17 protein-coding genes and 1 pseudogene are annotated in these 22172 nt (G+C 45.2%); all 18 read left to right on the top strand.

Going from position 1 to position 22172, the window contains the following annotated elements; translation table 11 throughout:
- Positions 1-329: 329 nt before the first annotated feature.
- Positions 330-1631: a trigger factor gene (tig, locus tag EDC16_RS06010; RefSeq protein WP_132966417.1), complete on the top strand. Its 1302-nt coding sequence runs from the start codon at positions 330-332 to the stop codon at positions 1629-1631.
- Positions 1632-1779: 148 nt separating this feature from the next.
- Complete coding sequence (clpP, locus tag EDC16_RS06005; protein WP_132966415.1) at positions 1780-2364, top strand: ATP-dependent Clp endopeptidase proteolytic subunit ClpP; 585 nt, start codon at positions 1780-1782, stop codon at positions 2362-2364.
- A gap of 29 nt (positions 2365-2393) precedes the next feature.
- Entirely contained in the window at positions 2394-3647 is a 1254-nt protein-coding gene (gene clpX / locus EDC16_RS06000; protein WP_132966413.1) for an ATP-dependent protease ATP-binding subunit ClpX, read from the top strand.
- 300 nt (positions 3648-3947) lie between these two features.
- Positions 3948-6287, top strand: a pseudogene (gene lon / locus EDC16_RS05995) (endopeptidase La); the annotation flags it as partial.
- Between the two features lie 272 nt (positions 6288-6559).
- Entirely contained in the window at positions 6560-8443 is a 1884-nt protein-coding gene (locus EDC16_RS05990) for a SurA N-terminal domain-containing protein (RefSeq protein ID WP_132966409.1), read from the top strand.
- A 260-nt stretch (positions 8444-8703) separates the two neighbouring features.
- On the top strand, positions 8704-9450 hold the full coding sequence (gene rpsB, locus EDC16_RS05985) for a 30S ribosomal protein S2 (RefSeq protein WP_132966407.1): 747 nt from the start codon (positions 8704-8706) through the stop codon (positions 9448-9450).
- Between the two features lie 148 nt (positions 9451-9598).
- Positions 9599-10447: a translation elongation factor Ts gene (tsf, locus tag EDC16_RS05980; protein ID WP_132966406.1), complete on the top strand. Its 849-nt coding sequence runs from the start codon at positions 9599-9601 to the stop codon at positions 10445-10447.
- 131 nt (positions 10448-10578) lie between these two features.
- A complete protein-coding gene (gene pyrH / locus EDC16_RS05975) occupies positions 10579-11304 on the top strand; it encodes a UMP kinase (RefSeq protein WP_132966404.1) in 726 nt (241 codons plus the stop codon).
- Positions 11305-11371: 67 nt separating this feature from the next.
- Complete coding sequence (gene frr / locus EDC16_RS05970) at positions 11372-11929, top strand: ribosome recycling factor (protein WP_132966402.1); 558 nt, start codon at positions 11372-11374, stop codon at positions 11927-11929.
- A gap of 316 nt (positions 11930-12245) precedes the next feature.
- Entirely contained in the window at positions 12246-13439 is a 1194-nt protein-coding gene (gene ispC / locus EDC16_RS05965; RefSeq protein WP_132966400.1) for a 1-deoxy-D-xylulose-5-phosphate reductoisomerase, read from the top strand.
- A gap of 73 nt (positions 13440-13512) precedes the next feature.
- A complete protein-coding gene (gene uppS, locus EDC16_RS05960; RefSeq protein WP_132966398.1) occupies positions 13513-14253 on the top strand; it encodes a polyprenyl diphosphate synthase in 741 nt (246 codons plus the stop codon).
- A 45-nt stretch (positions 14254-14298) separates the two neighbouring features.
- Positions 14299-15168 (top strand): CDP-archaeol synthase, encoded by an 870-nt coding sequence (locus EDC16_RS05955; protein ID WP_132966396.1) that lies wholly within the window; start codon positions 14299-14301, stop codon positions 15166-15168.
- 11 nt (positions 15169-15179) lie between these two features.
- A complete protein-coding gene (rseP, locus tag EDC16_RS05950; RefSeq protein WP_132966394.1) occupies positions 15180-16523 on the top strand; it encodes a sigma E protease regulator RseP in 1344 nt (447 codons plus the stop codon).
- Positions 16524-16592: 69 nt separating this feature from the next.
- Positions 16593-19004, top strand: coding sequence for an outer membrane protein assembly factor BamA (bamA, locus tag EDC16_RS05945; protein WP_132966392.1), 2412 nt, complete (start codon positions 16593-16595; stop codon positions 19002-19004).
- A 108-nt stretch (positions 19005-19112) separates the two neighbouring features.
- On the top strand, positions 19113-19643 hold the full coding sequence (locus EDC16_RS05940; protein ID WP_132966390.1) for an OmpH/Skp family outer membrane protein: 531 nt from the start codon (positions 19113-19115) through the stop codon (positions 19641-19643).
- Positions 19644-19663: 20 nt separating this feature from the next.
- On the top strand, positions 19664-20692 hold the full coding sequence (gene lpxD, locus EDC16_RS05935; protein WP_132966388.1) for a UDP-3-O-(3-hydroxymyristoyl)glucosamine N-acyltransferase: 1029 nt from the start codon (positions 19664-19666) through the stop codon (positions 20690-20692).
- A gap of 74 nt (positions 20693-20766) precedes the next feature.
- Complete coding sequence (fabZ, locus tag EDC16_RS05930) at positions 20767-21246, top strand: 3-hydroxyacyl-ACP dehydratase FabZ (protein WP_255296795.1); 480 nt, start codon at positions 20767-20769, stop codon at positions 21244-21246.
- Between the two features lie 23 nt (positions 21247-21269).
- Complete coding sequence (gene lpxA, locus EDC16_RS05925; protein WP_132966386.1) at positions 21270-22058, top strand: acyl-ACP--UDP-N-acetylglucosamine O-acyltransferase; 789 nt, start codon at positions 21270-21272, stop codon at positions 22056-22058.
- Positions 22059-22172 lie beyond the last annotated feature (114 nt).

Below are 22172 nucleotides of genomic sequence, written 5' to 3'. Positions count from 1 at the left end.
TAAAGTCTGTTGTGAAGAGCTTTTTCATTGTCATTTCCTTTTTTATTACACAATAAAGTGGTCTTTAGTATGTTGCAAGGAATTAGACTATTACATAATTGGCAAATTTGAAATGGCGCTACCCGAGAAGAAATATACGCAGATATAATGAGGAAGTTAGGGATCGTCAGGTTAAAAAATCACCAATTATCCCAATTTCAGCGGTTAGAACTCGACTGATTGAGTTTGACTGGGTATAATCCCGTGTCTATTTTTTTAAGTTCGGTGTTGGTTGTTCATACAATTGAGATGAGTGGCGCCGAGAATATCCGATTTTTTTGAGGTAAAAAATGCAATTTTCCGTAGAAACTACCCAAGGTCTTGAGCGCCGTATGACAGTCACTGTTCCGGCTGAAACCATCGAACAAAATGTTCGCCAAGAATTAAAAAATGTGGCAAAAACTGCCCGTATCGACGGCTTTCGCAAAGGTAAAATTCCACCGGCAATCGTGGAAAAACGCTTCGGTGCGTCGGTGCGTCAAGATGTGTTAAGTGATGCGATGCAAAGAAGTTTCTTTGATGCGGTAATGCAAGATAAAATCAATTTTGCGGGTCGTCCGACGTTTGCACCGCAAGAATATAATGTCGGTGGTGATTTTGTTTTCATGGCGACATTCGATGTTTACCCGGAAGTCCAATTACAAGGTTTGGAAAATATTCAAGTTGAAAAACCAGTGGTTGAGATCAGTGAAAGCGACATCGACAAAATGATCGATGTGTTACGTAAACAACAAGCCACTTGGAAAACCAGCGATGCAGCGGCAAAAGCCGATGATCGTGTGACTATTGATTTCGACGGTTCTATCGACGGTGAAGCGTTTGAAGGCGGCAAATCTGCTGATTTCGTTCTGTTGATGGGGCAGAGTCGTATGATTCCAGGCTTTGAAGACGGTATCGTTGGACACAAAGCCGGCGACGACTTCAGCATCGACGTCACTTTCCCGGAAGATTACCACGCGGAAAACTTGAAAGGCAAAGCAGCGAAATTCGCAATTAGCTTGAAAAAAGTAGAAGAGATGGAATTGCCGGAAGTGACTGAAGAATTTGTACAAAAATTCGGTCCTAAAAACAAAACCGTCGCCGATTTACGTGCTGAAATCAGCAAAAATATGCAACGCGAGTTGAAAAATGCGTTAACCAGCCGCATTAAAAACCAAGTGATCGACGGTTTGTTGGCGAATAACAGCATTGATGTCCCGGCGGCTGCGGTTGATCAAGAAATTGAAGTGTTGCAGCAACAAGCAATGCAGCGTTTCGGCGGTCAAGCACCAAAAGATTTCCAACTGCCGCGCGATATTTTTGAAGAACAAGCGCGTCGTCGTGTTCAAGTCGGATTGTTATTTGCCGAAGTGATTGCAACTAATGAATTGAAAGTGGATGAAGCGCGCGTTAAGGCGATGATTGAAGATATCGCAGCCGCTTATGAACAGCCGAGTGAAGTAGTTGAATACTACAGCAATAACAAAGAGTTAATGAATAACTTACGCAATGTAGTGTTGGAAGAGCAAGCCGTTGATGCGGTGTTGGCAAAAGCACAAGTCACTGAGAAAGCAGCTTCTTTCGATGAGATCATGAATGCTCAACAAGCTTAATCGGTAAGCTTTTGTTCTGATGACTAAAGTGCGGTTTATGACCGCACTTTTTGTTTTTAAACCGGTTAAAAATGGGATTGGCCTGTTTTTTAGCCCGTTTTTGGGTAAAATGGCAGAATTCTGTGTCAATTTTTAAGTAGAGGAAAAAATGAGTTTAGTTCCAATGGTGGTGGATCAAACATCACGCGGCGAAAGAGCCTACGATATTTATTCGCGTTTATTGAAAGAGCGGATCATCTTCCTGAGCGGCCAAGTGGAAGATAACATGGCAAATTTAATTGTTGCACAATTGCTGTATTTAGAATCAGTCGATCCGGAAAAAGACATCAACCTGTATATCAACTCACCGGGTGGTGTGGTCACTGCCGGCTTGGCAATTTATGATACTATGCAGTTTATCAAACCTGACGTGCGGACGCTGTGTATCGGACAGGCCTGTTCGATGGGGGCTTTTTTATTGGCAGGCGGCGCTGCGGGCAAACGTTTTGCTTTGCCGCATTCGCGCGTGATGATTCATCAGCCGTTGGGTGGGTATCGCGGACAGGCGTCAGATATTCAAATTCATGCGCAAGAAATTTTGAAAATCAGGGATACCTTAAACAAGCGTTTGGCGTTTCACACCGGGCAACCGTTGGATAAAATTGAAAGGGATACCGAGCGCGATAATTTCATGTCTGCCACTGAAGCGCAGGCATACGGTTTGGTTGATGAAGTGTTGACGCAAAGAATTTAATCGCTATCACAATATTTGGATAAAACAGCATGTCAGAAGAGAAAGAATATCGCTGCTCTTTTTGTGGAAAAGAGCAGCACGAGGTTGAAAAATTAATTGCTGGTGCTTCCGGCTATATCTGCAATGAATGTATTGAAGATTGCTACCATTTGCTGGAAAAAGACGAGCAAGAAAACGGTGACAATGAAAGTGCGGTTGCGCCACTGCAAGACAAATTGCCGACCCCACATGAAATTCGTAAGCACCTGGACGATTACGTCATTGGGCAAGATCACGCCAAAAAAGTGTTGGCGGTAGCTGTATATAACCACTACAAACGTTTACGTAGCGCGCTGAACAATGATGTGGAGTTGGGCAAAAGCAATATTTTATTAATCGGCCCAACCGGCAGCGGCAAAACCTTGCTGGCGGAAACTTTGGCACGAATGCTGAATGTGCCGTTTGCGATGGCGGATGCAACCACGTTAACTGAAGCGGGCTATGTTGGCGAAGATGTGGAAAACATTATTCAGAAATTGTTGCAACGCTGCGACTACGATGTGGAAAAAGCCGAGCGCGGCATTGTGTATATCGATGAAATCGACAAAATCACCCGTAAATCGGAAAACCCGTCGATCACTCGTGATGTGTCAGGTGAAGGGGTGCAGCAAGCGCTGTTAAAATTGATTGAAGGAACCACCGCATCGGTACCACCGCAAGGCGGGCGTAAGCATCCGCAGCAGGAGTTTTTGCGGGTGGATACCTCGAAAATTTTGTTTATCTGTGGCGGTGCGTTTGCCGGTTTGGATAAAGTGGTCGATCAACGTAACAATGTGCGTAGCGGAATCGGCTTTGGTGCCGAAGTCAAAGGCGAAAAAGACAAAGCTAATATCAGCGATCTCTTGAAGCAGGTTGAGCCGGAAGATTTGATCAAATTTGGTTTGATTCCAGAGTTTATCGGGCGCCTACCGGTGGTTGCGGCGTTGTCCGAATTGGACGAAGAAGCGTTAGTCAAAATTTTGACCGAGCCAAAAAATGCGCTGACCAAACAGTATCAAACCTTATTCAGCTTGGAAGATGTCGAACTGGAATTTAGCCAAGAGGCTTTGGTGGCAATGGCGAAAAAAGCATTGGCACGCAAAACCGGTGCACGTGGTTTGCGTTCGATTTTGGAAGCGGTGCTGTTGGATACCATGTATGATTTGCCGTCACTGGATAATTTGCAGAAAGTGCTGATTGATCTTTCAGTCATTGACGATCATCAACCGCCAAAATTAGTCTATAAATTGGATCAGGCAGGTTGAGTTAAGCCAATAACGACATAAAGTGCGGTTTACAGACAAGGATTAAAATATCCGATTGATATTGTAAAAGCAGGGGCGGATTGCATCCGCCCATTTGAAAAAATAAACCTGTGCTATCTAAAATATAAACAAACCTCAACAGACCCTGCTACCGCACTTTTACTTTTAACGTTGCTGCCAATGCACGATTTGAGCAAGAAATATTGCGTGATAGGCGAAATAACGCTTGAGATTTTCTATCAATAACCCAATATACAATCCATTAATCCCAATATAAGCAGAAGCAAGAGAGATGAAATAATGAGCAAACAACAAACCATACAAACACATATTCCGGTATTACCGTTGCGTGATGTGGTGGTATTTCCGTTTATGGTTATGCCTTTATTTGTGGGACGGGAAAAATCTATTCTGAGCTTAGACAAAGCGATGGAAAGCGGTAAACAGCTGTTATTGGTCGCACAAAAACAAGCAGAACAAGAGGATCCGAGCAGTGATGATATTTATAGCGTCGGTACGTTGGCAAATATTATTCAACTGCTGAAATTGCCTGACGGCACGGTTAAAGTGCTGGTAGAAGGACAAAAGCGGGCAAAAATTATTGCGCTGAATGATGAAGAATATCTGTCTGCCACCATTGAAACCATCGACAGTATTCGTGGCGACGAACAAGAGCTGGAAATTATTAAAAACAGTAGCTTGGAAGAGTTTGATTCTTATGTTCAGCTGAATAAAAAAGTGCAGCCGGAAGTGGTGAGTGCCTTGCGCGGGATTCATGATGCGGAGCGTTTGAGCGACACGATGTCGGCGCATATGCCGATCGCGTTGGAAAACAAACAAAAGCTGTTGGAAAAATCCCATGTGATTGAGCGCTTTGAATTTTTGATCGGTAGCATGCAATCCGAACTGGATATCTTGCAAGTCGAAAAAAGAATTCGTAGTCGGGTTAAAAAACAGATGGAAAAAAGCCAGCGTGACTACTATTTGAATGAGCAAATTAAAGCGATTCAGAAAGAGTTGGGTGAACAAGATAACCATAATGATGAAGTGGAAGCGCTGCGCCAAAAAATTGAAGAGGCACGGATGCCGATTGAAGTGCGCGAAAAAGCTGAAGCGGATCTGCAAAAATTACGCATGATGTCGCCAATGTCGGCAGAAGCGACAGTGGTTCGCAGCTATATTGAGTGGCTGGTGCAAGTACCTTGGCACAAGCGTAGCAAAGTGAAAAAAGACATTGCCAATGCACAAAAAGTATTGGATGCCGATCATTACGGTTTGGAGCGGGTTAAAGAGCGGATCTTAGAATATTTAGCGGTGCAAAGCCGTTTGAATCAGGTGAAAGGCCCGATTCTGTGCTTAGTAGGACCGCCAGGTGTGGGTAAAACCTCATTAGGGCAGTCAATTGCCAACGCAACCGGACGCAAATATGTGCGAATGGCGCTGGGTGGCGTGCGTGACGAAGCGGAAATTCGCGGGCATCGCAAAACCTATATCGGATCGTTGCCGGGCAAATTGATCCAAAAAATGTGCAAGGTCGGGGTCAAAAATCCGTTGTTCCTACTGGATGAGATCGACAAAATGGCGGCTGATATGCGTGGTGATCCGGCGTCGGCATTGTTGGAAGTGTTGGATCCGGAACAAAATACCAGTTTCAACGATCACTATCTGGAAGTCGATTATGACCTATCCGATGTGATGTTTGTGGCAACCTCAAACTCGATGAATATTCCATCGCCATTATTAGACCGGATGGAAGTGATTCGTTTGTCAGGCTACACCGAAGATGAAAAGCTCAACATCGCCAAACGGCATTTGCTGGTGAAGCAGATGACACGCAACGGCTTGAAAAAGGGCGAGTTGACGATTGAAGACAGTGCGATTCTGGGGATTATCCGGTTTTATACCCGTGAAGCAGGGGTGCGTTCGCTTGAGCGTGATATCTCGAAAATCTGTCGTCGTGCGGTTAAAAATCTATTGTTAGATAAAAGCCTGAAATCCCTAGTGGTCAACGAAACCAATCTACAAGATTATTTAGGGGTTAAACGCTTTGAATACGGACGTGCCGATACCGAAAATCGTGTCGGCGAAGTGACCGGTCTGGCTTGGACAGAAGTTGGCGGTGACTTACTGACCATTGAAGCGGCTTCAGTGTTGGGTAAAGGCAAGCTCAGTTATACCGGTTCTTTGGGCGATGTGATGAAAGAGTCGATCCAAGCGGCGATGACGGTGGTGCGTGCCCGTTCTGAACGCTTGGGCATTAATCCGGATTTTTATGAAAAACGGGATATTCATATTCATGTGCCGGAAGGGGCAACGCCAAAAGACGGTCCGAGTGCCGGGATTGCAATGTGCACCGCACTTGTCTCCAGTTTGACCGGTAATCCGGTGCGTGCCGATGTGGCGATGACCGGTGAAATCACCTTGCGCGGTAAGGTGTTGCCAATTGGCGGCTTGAAAGAAAAGTTGTTGGCAGCGCATCGTGGTGGCATCAAACTGGTGCTGATTCCGAAAGAGAATGTTAAAGATCTGGAGGAGATTCCGGATAATGTGAAAGCACAACTGGACATTCGTGCGGTCGAAACCATTGATGAGGTGTTGGCGCTGGCATTGCAAAATCCACCGGATGGGATGCAGATACTGACACCGACGGCTGTCGGTGATAAAGTGGTGGTGGCAAATAAGGTTGCCGCTAAAAAACGTGGAACTAAATCGCAGCCTTCACCCATTGTGAATTAACCAATCGATAAAAGCCGAATTTATCTAGCGGGTAAATTTGGCTTTTTTGTATTTTGCAGCGCCGGATTATTCGTGCATAACAGCCATGTTTCACATATAATTCGGCAACATTTTCAGGATTTAATCTTGATAATCGGTATTCAGCAATTGAGTTTTTAGGAATAGGAAAAATAATTATGTTGGAAAAACTGAACAGCGGCGTTGGCGGTGTGATGTGGAAAGTGGTATTCGTATTGATTTCCATCTCCTTTGTCTTAGGCGGCGTCGGCACTTATTTGGTCGGTTCGCATGATACTTCGGCGGCAAAAGTCAATGGAGAAGAGATTAGTCAGCACACCTTTCAATCTGCTTTGCAGCAGCAAACCCGCACTTTCAGCGATGAAATGGGCTCGGAGTTTTCGCTGCTGATGGATTCGCCGGAGTTTCAAACCCGTTTCAGACAGGACGTGTTAAATGGTTTAGTGGATGAGTCGCTGATCGGACAATATCTACAATCATTGGGATTAGCAGTGAGTGATGAGCAGATTAAACGTGCGATTGTCAGTAACCCAAATTTCCAAAAAGACGGCAAATTTGATAATGAACAATACCAAAGCTTTTTACGGTTAAACGGTATCAGTTCCGATTACTACGCACAAACCCTGCGCGCATCCATGGCGATGCAGCAAATGCAATACGGGCTGTTAGGTACTGAAGCTCTCAGCGAACCGCAGTTACAGCAGTTGATCAAACAAATTTTCCAAACCCGTGAAGTGCGGTTGACGGCTTTCCCACTTGCAGAGCAAGTCGCTAAACAAGTCATTAGCGATCAGGAAGCCGAACAATATTATAACGAACATAAATCGGCGTTTATGGTGCCGGAACTGGTTAAAGTTGAATATATTGATATTGCCAAACCCGATGTGGAAAAAAATATTAAGGTAGGCGATGTTGAAATTGCACAGTATTATCAAGACAACAAAGCCCAATTTAGTGGCAAAACCAGCCAGCATTTAGCGCATATTCAAGTGGCGGATCAAGCGCTGGCGCAAGATTTGTATCAACAGTTGCAGAACGGTGCCGATTTTGCGGCATTGGCGCAAGCACATTCACAAGATAAATTATCAGCAGTCAACGGTGGTGATTTAAGTTGGTCAACTGATGGCGCTTTTCCTGCGGCGTTTGAACAAGCGGCGTATGCTACTGATGTTGGAGCTGTCAGCCAGCCAGTTAAAGTCGACGGGGCTTATCATTTGATTAAAGTGCTTGAACGTCGCCAAGGCGAAGTGCAGCCGCTGGATCAAGTGAAAAGCCGGATTGCTGATACCATTCGCAATGAACAAACTTCAAGCGGATTTTTCCGTTTAGAAAAAGAAGCAGCGGAAAAAGCCTTTGAAAATCAAGCTTCTCTTGTCGATGTGGAGCAAGTTATCGGCAAAAAGGCAGTGCAGACCGATTATTTCTCACGCCAAGATGTGCCGACCGCACTTAACTTTTCCAATGTGGTGTATAACATCTTTGATACGGATTTGCTGCAAGGCGGCATGAATTCAGAAGCGATCAATGTTGGCGAGCAGCACTCTCTGATTGTGCGTGTGCTTGATCACAAAGCTGCCGGCAGTAAAACGTTTGAAGAAGCCAAAGCCGATATTGTAGCGCTATTAAAACGGCAAAAAGCAGAGGCATTATTGCTGAGCGAAGCCAAAAAAGCGGCAGACAGTTTAAACCAAGGGGGCAGTCCACAAACGGTTACTTTACCACAAGGCATCGGTTTGGCAGAAAATACACAACAATTTGTGTATGCCAGAATGCAGGATTCCGGATTGCGTGAAGGCGTGTTTTCGATGACTGCGACCGAAGGCAAAAGTGTCTATAAAGCGGTACAAGATGACAACGGTGAGATCTATCTGGCGGAGTTGATCAAGGTCAGTGATGGCGTTGCCGACAGCCAGGAACAGCAGGCTTTAGCCGCAAGTTATTTGCAGGCCAAACAGTTGCAAACCTATAACAATTTGCTTCAATCGCTGCGTAATCAGGCAAAAATTGAGATTAATCAGGATTTTTTACAGCAGCAGAATTAGTACTGAATCCCCGCGAACCATAAAATCCCCGCCTTGATGCGGGGATTTTTGTCTGGCTGATTTCACCAGCAAATCGCTATAAATTTGCTGGTAATTTCTGCTTGATTATGGTATAAAATGCGCCGTTATTCCGAACTGTCGGAACAACATTATGATTAATCAAGACTTCACACACATATCACCCACTGTCAGTCGGGGTGCCAAACGGTCGATGCGACAGGATATGTGGAGGCTAAACCCCAATTATATAAGGAATTATCATGGCACAAGTTTCAATGCGCGATATGTTGCAAGCAGGCGTACATTTCGGTCACCAAACTCGCTACTGGAATCCAAAAATGAAATCTTACATTTTCGGACCACGTAACGGCGTTCATATCATCAACTTAGAAAAAACCGTTCCGATGTTTAACCAAGCATTGACAGAATTGACCCGCATTGCAGGCAATAACGGTAAAGTGTTGTTTGTCGGTACCAAACGTGCGGCAACTGAAGCAGTTAAAGACGCGGCATTAAGCTGTAACCAATACTTTGTTAATCACCGTTGGTTAGGTGGTATGTTGACTAACTGGAAAACCGTTCGTCAATCAATCAAACGTTTGAAAGATTTGGAAGCACAGTCTCAAGACGGTACTTTTGAAAAATTAACCAAAAAAGAAGCGTTAATGCGTGCCCGTGAGATGGAAAAACTCGAATTGAGTCTGGGTGGAATCAAAAATATGTCCGGTTTACCGGATGCGATTTTTGTTATCGCTGCCGATCACGAACACATCGCGATTAAAGAAGCCAACAACTTGGGTATTCCGGTATTCGCAGTTGTCGACACCAACACCAATCCGGATGGCGTAGATTACATCATTCCGGGTAACGATGATGCCGCTCGTGCGATTCAGTTATATCTGACAGCAGTTGCTGCCGCAGTAAACGAAGGTCGTGCGCACGCTAACCCTACTGTAACAGAAGAAAGCTTTGTTGAAGCTGAAGCAGCAGAAGCCGCAGCAGAGTAATGTTATCGTAGTGAGTAGTAATGGCAATTTGCCCTTATTGACCACACAATGATTAATTGGTTAGCAGGGGGCTTTGAGGTTCCCTGCTTTTTTATTAAAAGTGCGGTTATTCCCAACTAATGGGTAGCACTGATAAGAGGATATTAAAATGGCTGAAATTACAGCAGCATTGGTAAAAGAACTGCGTGACCGTACCGGCGCAGGCATGATGGAATGTAAAAAAGCATTGGTTGAAGCGAATGGCGATATTGAATTGGCAATCGACAATATGCGTAAGTCAGGACAAGCAAAAGCAGCGAAAAAAGCAGGCCGTGTAGCAGCAGAAGGCGTGATTTTAGCCCGTGTTGACGGCGGCTATGGTGTGTTGCTGGAAATGAACTGTGAAACTGACTTCGTGGCTAAAGATGCCGGTTTCTTAGCGTTGGCTAACAAAGTCGCAGACGCGGCACTGGCAGGTAAAGTGACCGATGTTGAAGTGTTGAAAGCACAGTTTGAAGAAGAGCGTGCCGCATTAGTGGCGAAAATCGGCGAAAATATGAATATCCGTCGTGTCGCAGCGATTTCTGGTGATGTGGTCGGGGCTTACTTGCACGGTGCGAAAATCGGTGTGCTGGTTGCCGCAACCAATGCGGATGATGAGTTAGTCAAACATATTGCAATGCACGTTGCGGCAAGCCGCCCGGAATTCGTAAAACCGGAAGACGTGTCTGCCGAAGTGGTGGCGAAAGAGCGTGATATTCAAGTCGCTATTGCGATGGAATCCGGTAAGCCACGCGAAATTGCCGAGAAAATGGTTGAAGGCCGCATGAAGAAATTCACCGGCGAAGTCTCTTTAACAGGTCAGCCGTTTGTGATGGATCCGGCTAAATCCGTAGGTGATTTGCTGAAAGAGAAAGGTGCTGATGTGACCGGCTTTATCCGCTTTGAAGTGGGTGAAGGGATCGAGAAAGTCGAAACCGATTTTGCCGCCGAAGTGGCAGCAATGCAAAAAGTATAAGATTGACATAAGGCGAGGCAACTCGCCTTTTTACTGTTTACCGTTTACACTTCATATAGCCGGTTGGTTGAAAACCGTGATTAAATAGCAGACTATTTCATCAATGTTTTTATCATGGCGAGGAGAATAAAATGAGTGTGAAACCGACCTATAAACGTATTTTATTAAAATTAAGTGGCGAAGCTTTGCAGGGCGAAGAAGGCTTTGGCATTGACCCATCGGTGTTGGATCGGATGGCGGTGGAAATTAAAGAGCTGGTCGAGCTTGGGGTGCAAGTTGCGATTGTAATTGGTGGTGGTAATCTGTTCCGTGGTGCAAAATTGGCGAAAGCCGGTATGAATCGCGTGGTTGGTGATCACATGGGCATGTTGGCAACGGTGATGAATGGTTTGGCTATGCGGGATTCGTTACACCGTGCTGAAGTGAATGCCAAGCTGATGTCAGCGTTTCCGTTAAACGGGGTTTGTGATAGTTACAGCTGGGCGCAAGCGATTCGTTTGTTGAACCAAGGTCAGGTCGTGATTTTTTCTGCTGGTACCGGCAATCCGTTTTTTACCACCGATTCTGCTGCCTGTTTGCGCGGTATTGAAATTGAGGCTGATGTGGTCTTGAAAGCGACTAAAGTGGATGGCGTCTATGACTGCGATCCGGCCAAGAATCCGGACGCCAATTTATACCGCACTTTAAGCTATCAAGATGTGTTGGAAAAAGAGCTGCAAGTAATGGATTTGGCTGCCTTTACTTTGGCGCGCGATCACAATATGCCGATTCGGGTGTTCAATATGAATAAGCCGGGTGCGTTGAAACGTGTGATTTTAGGTGAGCCGGAAGGCACGTTAATTTGCCACGAATCTTGATTTATCGGGCAGAATAGGTTAAAAATAGCCGTTTACGGAATATTGATAAAAATAAAGGAAAAACAGCGTGATCAACGAAATTAAACAAGATACTGAACAACGCATGGAAAAAAGTATTGAGGCATTCAAAACTCAAATTTCCAAAATCAGAACCGGTCGTGCCCACCCAAGCCTGCTGGACGGTATTCATGTCGAATATTACGGTGCGGCAACACCGCTGCGCCAGTTGGCAAACGTAGTGGCGGAAGATGCACGCACTTTGGCGGTGAGTGTGTTTGACCGCTCTTTGATCCAAGCGGTGGAAAAAGCGATTTTGACTTCCGATTTAGGCTTGAATCCATCGTCTGCCGGCACCACCATTCGTGTGCCGTTGCCGCCATTGACCGAAGAGCGTCGTCGTGATTTGACCAAAATCGTGCGTGCCGAGGCAGAGCAAGGCAAAGTGGCGCTGCGTAATATTCGCCGTGATGCCAATGATCAGATCAAAGCGTTGCTGAAAGACAAAGCGATCAGCGAAGATGATGAACGTAAAGCGCAAGATCTGATTCAGAAAATCACCGATGCCGGGGTGAAAAAAGTCGATGAAGCGTTGGCAGAGAAAGAAAAAGAGCTGATGGAATTCTAATTCCGGTTAATGCTTTAGTTTAACGTGAAAGTGCGGTTATCATAGAGCTTGATAACCGCACTTTTGGTTTTTATCAACGATATTACTGATAACAATGTAGAGGGCAGGTTATATATCTGCCCGAACAGTGCGTTGAATTTTTCCATTTTGGATTAAATGCCGATATCTCACTTCGTCAATGGGCGGAACTATAATCCGCCCCTACTTTGTCTAATCAGTAACCGTTGTCAATAATTTGAGCGGTAAAACCGCTCATCTGTGCATAATCGATTGCGACCAACAGTCGCTGTCGGATAACAAATTAATACGGTGATCTATGCAACAAAATGTCGTAATTCTTGGTTCGACCGGCTCTATCGGTAACAGCACTTTATCGGTGATTCAGCACAATCCTGAAAAATACCGCACTTTTGCCTTGGTTGGCGGACGTAATGCCGAATTGATGGTGCAGCAATGTTTGGCATTTCAACCGCACTTTGCAGTAATGGCAGACAATCAGGCGGCAAAAACACTCAACATTTTATTAAGCCAAACAGCGGTCAAAACTGAAGTGTTGAGTGGCGAGCAAGCGATTTGCGAGATCGCAGCGCACCCCGAGGCGGATATGGTGATGGCGGCAATTGTTGGGGCGGCAGGTTTAGCGCCAACCTTGGCTGCGATTCAAGCCGGAAAAAAGGTATTGCTGGCAAATAAAGAATCGTTGGTGACTTGTGGGCAATTGTTTATGCAAGCTGTGGCGGAATCCGGCGCTACACTGTTACCGGTCGATAGTGAGCACAATGCGATTTTTCAAGCCTTGCCACAAATCGAACAACAGCGCATTGGCCATTGTCGTTTAAGCGAAAGTGGTATTGACAGTATTATTTTAACCGGCTCCGGCGGACCTTTCCGTGAGACCGCACTTGGCGAATTTGATAGGATTACCCCGGCACAGGCAGTGGCACACCCCAACTGGTCGATGGGACCTAAAATTTCAGTCGATTCGGCAACCATGATGAACAAAGGCTTGGAGTATATTGAAGCCCGCTGGTTGTTCAATGCCTCTGCTGAACAGATGGAAATTATTATTCACCCGCAATCGATTATCCATTCGATGGTGCGCTATCGTGACGGCAGCGTATTGGCGCAGATGGGTAATCCGGATATGCGCACCCCGATTGCACACAGCATGGCTTACCCAAACCGCACTTTTGCCGGGGTTGCCGCGTTAGATTTTTTTAAAATTAAAGCATTAAGCTTTATCGAGCCGGATTATCAGCGCTATCCTTGCTTAAAGTTGGCAATCGATTGCTTTGCCGCAGGACAGTATGCCACCACCGTGATGAATGCCGCCAATGAAATTGCAGTTGCTGCATTCTTACAAGGGCAGATTCGGTTTAGCGATATTGAACGAATTAATCGGCAAACGGTGGAACAATTTCCGGCTTTATCCGTCAAACAGATAGATGATGTATTTGAAATTGACCAAAAAGCCCGACAATCGGCACAACAACTGATTTTAGCTTTTTAAGTTGTTTTGGGCTTGTGATATAGTTAGCCGGATATCATTGGAAAACCGATTATGTACAAAAGATGAGCGAGAGATGAGCGAAAGTGTAACTTCAGCAGCGAATACCCCCGTTGGGCAGATGCCTAAACATGTCGCCATCATTATGGACGGCAACGGTCGTTGGGCGAAAGAGAAGGGTAAGTTACGCTTAGTCGGGCATAAAAACGGGGTGCAGGCGGTGCGTAAAGCGGTGACTTTTGCCGCAAAACAGCAGATCCAGTCGCTGACATTATATGCATTCAGCAGTGAAAACTGGGCGAGACCGGCTAGTGAAGTCAGCGGTTTGATGGATCTGTTCATGCTGGCGCTGAACCGTGAAGTGAGCAAATTACATAAAAATAATATTAAGCTACAAATTTTGGGCGATGTCAGTCAGTTCAACCGCACTTTGCAAAAGAAAATTGCTGAAGCTGAAGCATTGACGGCGAAAAACAGCGGTTTGATATTAAATATTGCGGCGAATTATGGTGGGCATTGGGATATTGTACAAGCCAGTCAAAAATTGGCGCGCCGAGTACAACAGGGTGAACTGGAACCTGAGATGATCACTGCCGCGTTGTTTCAACAAACGTTGGTGACTGAACAGCAAGCACCGGTGGATTTGTTGATTCGTACCAGTGGTGAGCAGCGTATCAGTAATTTTTTGTTGTGGCAGTTGGCGTATGCCGAGCTCTATTTCAGCCCGGTATTATGGCCGGATTTTGATGAGCGGGAATTTGCCCAAGCGATCGCAGTGTTTCAACAGCGTGAGCGGCGCTTTGGCGCAGCGGACTGATGATTAACGATTGAATTTACTATAATAATTAAAGAGGAATGTTAGGTGCTTAAACAGCGTATTATTTCTGCGGCAGCTTTATTGGTTTTTGTCATCGCAGCGTTATTGTTATTTTCGCCTTATGCGTTTGCCTTAACTGTAGCGACAATTGTGGTGTTGGGAATTTGGGAATGGTGCCAGTTTGCCCGACATCAGAACGATATTTGGCGCTGGCTGATTACCGGATTGTCTGCGTGTGGATTATTTGTGATCATTTTTGCCTATCGAGATTACATTAACGCCGGTATTGTACTGAATAGTTATACCGCTTGGCTATTGGTGGTCGCATTAATTTGGTGGACAGTGGCGCTGTTGTTGGTGGCAAGCTATCCGTACTCAACGAAATACTGGCAGAAACCGGCGTTGTTACAACTGTTTTTCGGCTTTTTCACGTTGGCTCCATTCTTGTTGGCGTTGCTGGCGCTGCGTTTGTATAACTATAATCAAAACAGCTACGAGGGTTTATGGCTGCTGTTTTATGTGCTGCTGTTAATTTGGAGTGCTGACACCGGCGCTTATTTTTGTGGCAAAGCGTTTGGCAAACATAAACTGGCAGCACGGGTTTCACCGGGGAAAACATGGCAGGGCGCCATTGGCGGTGTAGTAGTGGCACTGATTGTCGGCATACTGTTTCTGCAAATAACACCAAATGAGTTTGTGCTACGCAGTGTATCGTTACCGCTGTTGCTGCTGGTCTCATTCGGTACTGTCTCAATTTCGATTTTGGGCGATTTGACTGAAAGTATGTTTAAGCGACATGTTGGGATCAAAGACAGTAGCCAGCTGATTCCCGGACATGGCGGTATTTTAGATCGTATTGATAGTTTGACTGCGGCCTTACCGTTTTTTTGTGCCATGTTCTATTTTTGCCTATAGGAAATCGTGTGATGTCAAGCTTGTGGTATATTTTCGCATTTCTGCTGGTTATCTGCGTTTTGGTCTTCGTACACGAATATGGTCACTTTTGGGCGGCAAGAAAGTGCGGTATCAAGGTGCTGCGCTTTTCAATCGGTTTCGGCAAAGTACTGTGGAGTAAAACTGATAAACAAGGAACCGAATTCGCTATCTCGATGATTCCGCTGGGTGGTTATGTCAACATGTTGGACAGTAAAACCGAAGCCGTTTCCGAAGATCAAAAAGCTCAAGATTACAGCAGCAAACCGGTATGGCAGCGCGCTTTTGTGATTGCTGCCGGACCGATGGCAAATTTTATTTTTGCGATTCTAGCCTATTGGCTGATTTATATGATCGGGGTGCCGGCGGTGAAACCGGTGATTGACAGTGTTGTGCCAGATTCGATTGCAGCCCAAGCCGGATTGCAACCAGAGATGCAAATTCGTGCGATTGACGGTAAAGCGGTGGAAGATTGGACCAGTGTCAATATGCTGTTGACCACCAAAGTCGGCACTTCGCAAGTCACGCTCACCGTTTCACCGTTTGATCAGCCGCAACAGGTGCAAGATAAACGTTTGGATTTAAGCGCTTGGCAGTATGAGCCACAGAAACAAGCGGCGTTTACCGCACTGGGTATGGTGCCAAAGAGCGGTAAGGTAGATTTGACGGTATCAAAAATCACAGATAATTCTCCGGCCGCTGCTGCCGGACTGCGCGTTGGTGATAAGATTATGACCGTAAACGGTGAAACCTTGTCATGGCAAGCATTAGTGCAGACTATCGGCAGTCATTTGAATCGACCATTGTTGTTTGAAATCGAACGTCATCAACAGCGCTTGTCGTTATCTATCACGCCTGAGGCTAACAAAGAAGGCAAGGCCTATATTGGTTTTTCACCGACTTTTGAGCCGTTAGCACAACAGTACCGTACCGAATTAAAATATGATATTCTAAGCGCCTTGCAGCAAGGGCTGGAGAAAACGGCTGAATTATCGTTGGTGATTGTGAAATTAGTTGGAAAACTACTGAGTGGCGATATTTCATTGAACAACATCGGCGGTCCGATTTCTATTGCTCAAGGCGCCGGCGTTTCTCTAGATAGCGGTTTAGTTTATTACCTGAGTTTTATGGCGCTGATTAGTGTTAATTTGGGCATTATGAATTTATTTCCACTGCCGGTATTGGACGGTGGACAGTTAGTCTTTCTGGCGCTTGAGGCGATTCGCGGCAAGCCGGTAACAGAGAAAGTTCGCGAGATTTTTTTAAGAGTCGGCGTGGCATTATTATTAATGTTGACAATTTTCGCATTATTTAATGATATCATACGCTTTATTTGAATTTGACACGCTCGCAGGCAATCGGAATCAATATTTTATTTAACAGGGCTTATGTATAGGAAAATGATAATGAAAAAACTCCTAATGACCAGTTTACTTCTGGGCAGCACCACTGTCATGGCAGCACCGTTCACTGTGCAGGATATTCGCGTGGAAGGGACCGACCCAGTGACAGCTGAAAATATTATTGCCGGTTTGCCGGTTAAAGTCGGACAACGGGCAAATGATCAGGATTTGTCGCAAATTGTGCGTAATTTGTTTTTGCGTGGTGGCTACGAAAATGTAGAGGCCGTACGTGAAGGCAATGCGTTAGTGCTGCGCATTCAGCAGCGCCCTTATATCAGCTCGTTAGAGATTGAAGGTAATAAGCAAATTCCAAAAGAAGCACTGGAAACCAATCTACGTGAAAACGGGATTGCCAAAGGGGAAGTATTGGAACGTGCAAAACTGGAATCGTTCCGCCAAGAATTGTTGAACTACTACCATTCTGCCGGCTACAGCAACGCTGAAATCAACACTGTCATTGATGACTTGGGACAGGGCAGAGCAGCATTAAAATTAGAGATTAAAGAAAACGATTCAGCATTAGTCAAAGAGATTAAATTTGTCGGTAACCAAGCATTCAGCGAAGGTAAATTACTGGATCAGATTGAAATTCAGCCGGATGTTTCTTGGTGGAATCTTTTCTCTAGCAGCAAATTCTCTAATCCTAAATTTGAAAAAGACATGACAACATTGCGTGACTTTTACCTCAATCAAGGCTATGCCAAATTCAAATTGTTGAATACCGATGTGCGTTATAGTGAAGATAAAAAAGAGGTGTATTTGACGATTACGCTAGATGAAGGGGAAAAATATACCATTAATGATGTACGGATTATTGGTGATACCGCTGGAATGAATGCGGATCTTGCGCAATTATTAGTTAATATTAAGCGTGGCGAGCAATTCCGTGGCAATACGGTAAAAGCCATTGAAGATGGAATTAAGAATACCCTCGGCGCGCGTGGTTATGCCAATCCTCAAATTAACATCCAGCCGGACTTTAATGATGCCGAACATACTGTTGATTTGATTGTGGTGGTGGACGCCGGTCGTCGTTACTATGTGCGTTCTATTCGCTTTGAAGGCAATGATGTCAGTGCAGATTCCACATTGCGCCAAGAGATGCGTCAGCAGGAAGGGACATGGCTGTCAACCGCCTTGATCGAACAGGGCAAATCTCGTTTGGAAAGAACCGGTTTTTATGAAACAGTGGAAAGCCAAACATTGGCAGTTCCGGGCGTGGATGATCAACTGGATATTTTGTATAAAGTTAAAGAACGTAATACCGGCAGCATCAATTTCGGGATTGGTTTTGGTACCGAGAGCGGTTTGAGTTATCAAGCCAGTGTTAAACAGGACAACTTCTTAGGCATGGGCTCTTCGGTCAGCTTATCCGGCGTCAAAAACAAATACGCCACCAGTATCAATTTAGGCTATAGTGAACCGTATTTCACCCGTGATGGCGTCAGCTTAGGCGGAAATGTATTCTATGATACTTATGACTATGCAAAAAGTGACACTACAGCCTCGTATGCCCGTACCAGTTATGGGATCAACGGTACTTTAGGTTTCCCAGTCAACGAAAATAACGGTTATTATTTGGGTTTAGGATATGTTTATAACAAATTGAAAAATATGTATCCGGAATATAACCGTGCCCGTTATTTACAGTCGATGGGAGCCGATGACTGGAAAATCAAGAGTGATGATTTTGAGTTTAGTTTAGGCTGGAACTACAACACCTTAAACCGTGGCTTCTTGCCGACGAGTGGAACCCGTGCCAGCATTGGCGGCAAGGTGACTATTCCGGGTTCAGATAATAAATACTACAAATTGAGTGCTGATTGGGTCAGTTATTACCCGATCAACTATGATCAGACTTGGGTATTGTCCGGACGAGCAGGGCTATCTTATGCGAATGGTTTTGGTGGTAAAAAATTACCGTTCTACCAAAACTATAGTGCCGGTGGTATCGGTAGCTTGCGTGGTTTTGCTTATGGTGCGATTGGACCAAAAGCGATTTATAATACCAACAGTGGTGCTTTAGTCTCCGCACCGGCTTCAGCCTATAACAACATTAATAATGATGTTGTCGGCGGTAATGCGATGGCGACTGCCAGTGTCGAATTGATTATGCCGACACCGTTTGTTAGCGATAAGAGCCAGAACAATGTCAGAACCTCAGTATTTGTTGATGCGGCCAGCGTTTGGAACACTGCGTGGGATAAAGATAAAGCGAAGTTGTTTACTCAAGGCAATATTCCGCAACGGATTACTGATTATGGCGATCCGACTCGAGTGAGAGCTTCTGCCGGTGTGGCATTCCAGTGGAACTCACCGATTGGGCCATTGGTGTTCTCGTATGCCAAACCGATTAAAAAATATGAAGGCGATGAGATTGAGCAATTCCAATTCAGTATCGGTGGCAGTTTCTAAAGCTTAAATTGTAACAAGTAAATTGAAACTTTTTAGTTAAAATTACGTCATATAAACTAGGCAGATTGATGGTCGATCTGCCATATACATCTCTTTAAAGGATATACCATGAAAAAAGCATTAAAAATCGCAGGACTTTCTTTAGCATTGGCATTGAGCGCCTCACTGGCAAATGCCGCAGAAAATATTGCGTTTATTAACTCGGCCTATTTATTCCAAAACCACCCGGATCGTGAAGCGGCGGGTGCTAAAATTGATGCGGAGTTGAAAGCACCGGCTGAAAAATTGCAAGCCAGCGAGAAAGCGATTGTCACCAAAATTGAAGCGTTACAAAAAGAAGCGTCAAAATTGCGCGCTACCGATATTCAAAAACGCGAAGACGAAATTAATAAAATGCGTGAAGCTTATCAAAAACAAGCCGAAGAGCTGCAAGCTCAAAATGAAGAACTACAGTATCAAGAAAGATCAAAACTGTTGTCCAGCATTCAAAATGCCACCAATGAAGTCGCGGCTAAAGGCAACTATAGCTATGTGATAGATGCTAACGCCGTTGTGTATGCAGCAGCCGGTAAAGATATTACCGAAGAAGTCTTAAAAGCGATTAAGCCGGCAGCAGCGGCTGCGGAAGCTAAGAAGTAATCCGAGGCAAGAGGATATCAATGGCACAATATCGATTACAACAGCTTGCTGAACATGTCAGTGGACGGTTACGCGGCAATCCGGAAGCAACGGTGGAAAGCATTGCTGCGCTGGATAAAGCACAGCCGAATCAATTGAGTTTTATTTCCAATGCGAAATTTCGCGAACGCTTGCAGCAATCTGTGGCGGGCTGTTTGTTGGTGAGCGAAACGGATGTTGAATTTTGTCATGCGGACAGTAATCTGATTGTAGTTAACGATCCTTATATTGCTTATGCGCTGATCGCACAGCTGATGGATACTACCCCGCAAGCTGCCAGTGGTATTGCTAAAAGTGCGGTCTTGTCGCCGTCGGTAATATTGGGCGATAATGTCTCGATCGGCGCCAATGCGGTGATTGAGGACGGCGTGGTATTAGGCGATAATGTGGTGATCGGCGCGGGTTGCTTTGTCGGTAAAAACAGCAAAATTGGTGCCGGTACTCAACTTTGGGCGAATGTCACTGTCTATCACGAAGTAGAAATTGGGCAGGATTGTTTGATTCAAGCTGCTGCGGTGATTGGTGCTGACGGCTTTGGTTATGCCAACGATAAAGGTAAATGGATCAAGATTCCACAGCGTGGGCAAGTGATTATCGGTAATCGGGTTGAAATCGGTGCGTGTACCTGTATCGATCGTGGTGCTTTAGATGCAACGATTATCGAAGATAATGTGATCATCGATAATTTGTGCCAAATCGCACATAACGTACATATTGGTAGTGGTACAGCTGTTGCTGGTGGCGTAATTATGGCGGGCAGTTTGACGGTTGGCAAATACTGTTTAATTGGTGGTGCTAGTGTGATTAATGGTCACATGTCGATCTGTGACGGTGTGACCGTGACCGGCATGAGTATGGTGATGCGCCCGATTACTGAGCCTGGCGTCTATTCTTCCGGCATTCCGCTACAAAGCAACAAAGACTGGCGTAAAACAGCAGCTCTGACTATGAATATTAGTGAAATGAATCGTCGCTTGAAAGCATTAGAGCGAGAGCATGGAAAAGCATAAGCATTATAACAAAACAATTTTTGCTAGCGATACTTTGTCGTGGCAATGGACATCATACTAAGGAAATTAAAACCGTGACAACTGAAAACAACCAAACTGATTCGCAGTCAAGAGAAGCGAAAATTGTCGATATTAACGAAATTATGCAGCTATTACCGCATCGTTATCCGTTTTTATTGGTCGATAGAGTCATTGATTTCGAAGAAGGGAAATGGCTGAAAGCCGTGAAAAATGTAACGGTTAACGAACCTTGTTTCACCGGGCATTTCCCTCAGAAACCGATTTTTCCGGGCGTGTTAATCTTAGAAGCGATGGCACAGGCAACCGGCGTATTGGCGTTTAAAACGTTGGAATTGCCTAAGGATGAATTATTTTATTTTGCAGCTATCGATAATGCTCGCTTTAAACGCCCGGTTGAGCCAGGTGATCAAATGATTCTGGAAGTCCATTTTATCAAGGAACGTCGCGGTGTCACTCGTTTCACCGGAGTGGCAACGGTGGACGGAAAAGTGGTGTGCGAAGCCGAATTGATGTGCGCACGCCGTCCAATGTAACCCAGCAGCATAAGTAGGATAAGATGATTCATCCAACGGCAAAAATTCATAGTTCAGCAATTATTGAAGATGGCGCTAAAATTGGCGCAGATGTTGTGGTCGGCCCTTTCTGTCTGATTGACGCAGATGTGGAAATTGGTGATCGCACCGTGTTGCATTCGCATGTGGTGGTGCGTGGACATACTCAAATCGGCTGCGATAATCAGATTTTCCAATTTGCCAGCATCGGTGAAGTTAACCAGGATCTAAAATATAACGGTGAACCGACCAAAACGATTATCGGTGATCGCAATCGCATTCGTGAAAGCGTTACGATTCACCGTGGTACGGTGCAAGGCGGTGGTGTCACCCGCATCGGTGATGACAACTTATTGATGATCAATGCGCACATTGCACACGATTGTCAGGTTAAAAACCGCTGTATTTTGGCGAATAACGCCACGCTTGCCGGGCACGTTGAGCTAGATGATTTTGTGATTGTCGGCGGTATGTCGGCAATTCACCAATTTGTGGTGATCGGGGCGCACGTGATGTTAGGCGGTGGCTCGATGGTCAGCCAAGATGTGCCGCCATATGTTATGGCACAAGGCAACCATGCGCAACCGTTCGGGGTTAATCTGGAAGGGCTGAAGCGCCGTGGTTTTGATAAACCGGCAATGCATGCCATCCGCAATGTGTATAAATTGATTTATCGTAGTGGTAAAACGTTAGAGGAAGTGATCCCAGAGATCGAGCGGATTGCCGAAACCGAAGCAGCGGTCAGCTTCTTCTTGTCATTCTTTAAACGTTCAACCCGAGGGATCATTCGTTAGATTCGTATTTAGGTTGTAGGGGGGGATTGAATCTGTCCTTAGAATTCTAATCTTGAATCCCTCCTAACGCTTACCTAACCGCACTTTAAGTTAAAAGTGCGGTTATTTTTTAAG

Source organism: Testudinibacter aquarius (assembly GCF_004342725.1).
In the GTDB taxonomy this organism is placed as follows: Bacteria; Pseudomonadota; Gammaproteobacteria; order Enterobacterales; family Pasteurellaceae; genus Chelonobacter; species Chelonobacter aquarius.
This window is presented reverse-complemented; position numbering and strand designations above follow the sequence as displayed.

Excerpts from the sequence above, each read along its gene's own strand:
- uppS (WP_132966398.1), top strand. The coding sequence starts at position 13,513 with ATGAGCGAAAGTGTAACTTCAGCAGCGAATACCCCCGTTGGGCAGATG.
- EDC16_RS05990 (WP_132966409.1), top strand. The coding sequence starts at position 6,560 with ATGTTGGAAAAACTGAACAGCGGCGTTGGCGGTGTGATGTGGAAAGTG.
- rpsB (WP_132966407.1), top strand. The coding sequence starts at position 8,704 with ATGGCACAAGTTTCAATGCGCGATATGTTGCAAGCAGGCGTACATTTC.
- tsf (WP_132966406.1), top strand. The coding sequence starts at position 9,599 with ATGGCTGAAATTACAGCAGCATTGGTAAAAGAACTGCGTGACCGTACC.
- rseP (WP_132966394.1), top strand. The coding sequence starts at position 15,180 with ATGTCAAGCTTGTGGTATATTTTCGCATTTCTGCTGGTTATCTGCGTT.
- lpxA (WP_132966386.1), top strand. The coding sequence starts at position 21,270 with ATGATTCATCCAACGGCAAAAATTCATAGTTCAGCAATTATTGAAGAT.
- tig (WP_132966417.1), top strand. The coding sequence starts at position 330 with ATGCAATTTTCCGTAGAAACTACCCAAGGTCTTGAGCGCCGTATGACA.
- pyrH (WP_132966404.1), top strand. The coding sequence starts at position 10,579 with ATGAGTGTGAAACCGACCTATAAACGTATTTTATTAAAATTAAGTGGC.
- EDC16_RS05940 (WP_132966390.1), top strand. The coding sequence starts at position 19,113 with ATGAAAAAAGCATTAAAAATCGCAGGACTTTCTTTAGCATTGGCATTG.
- clpX (WP_132966413.1), top strand. The coding sequence starts at position 2,394 with ATGTCAGAAGAGAAAGAATATCGCTGCTCTTTTTGTGGAAAAGAGCAG.
- ispC (WP_132966400.1), top strand. The coding sequence starts at position 12,246 with ATGCAACAAAATGTCGTAATTCTTGGTTCGACCGGCTCTATCGGTAAC.
- clpP (WP_132966415.1), top strand. The coding sequence starts at position 1,780 with ATGAGTTTAGTTCCAATGGTGGTGGATCAAACATCACGCGGCGAAAGA.
- bamA (WP_132966392.1), top strand. The coding sequence starts at position 16,593 with ATGAAAAAACTCCTAATGACCAGTTTACTTCTGGGCAGCACCACTGTC.
- lpxD (WP_132966388.1), top strand. The coding sequence starts at position 19,664 with ATGGCACAATATCGATTACAACAGCTTGCTGAACATGTCAGTGGACGG.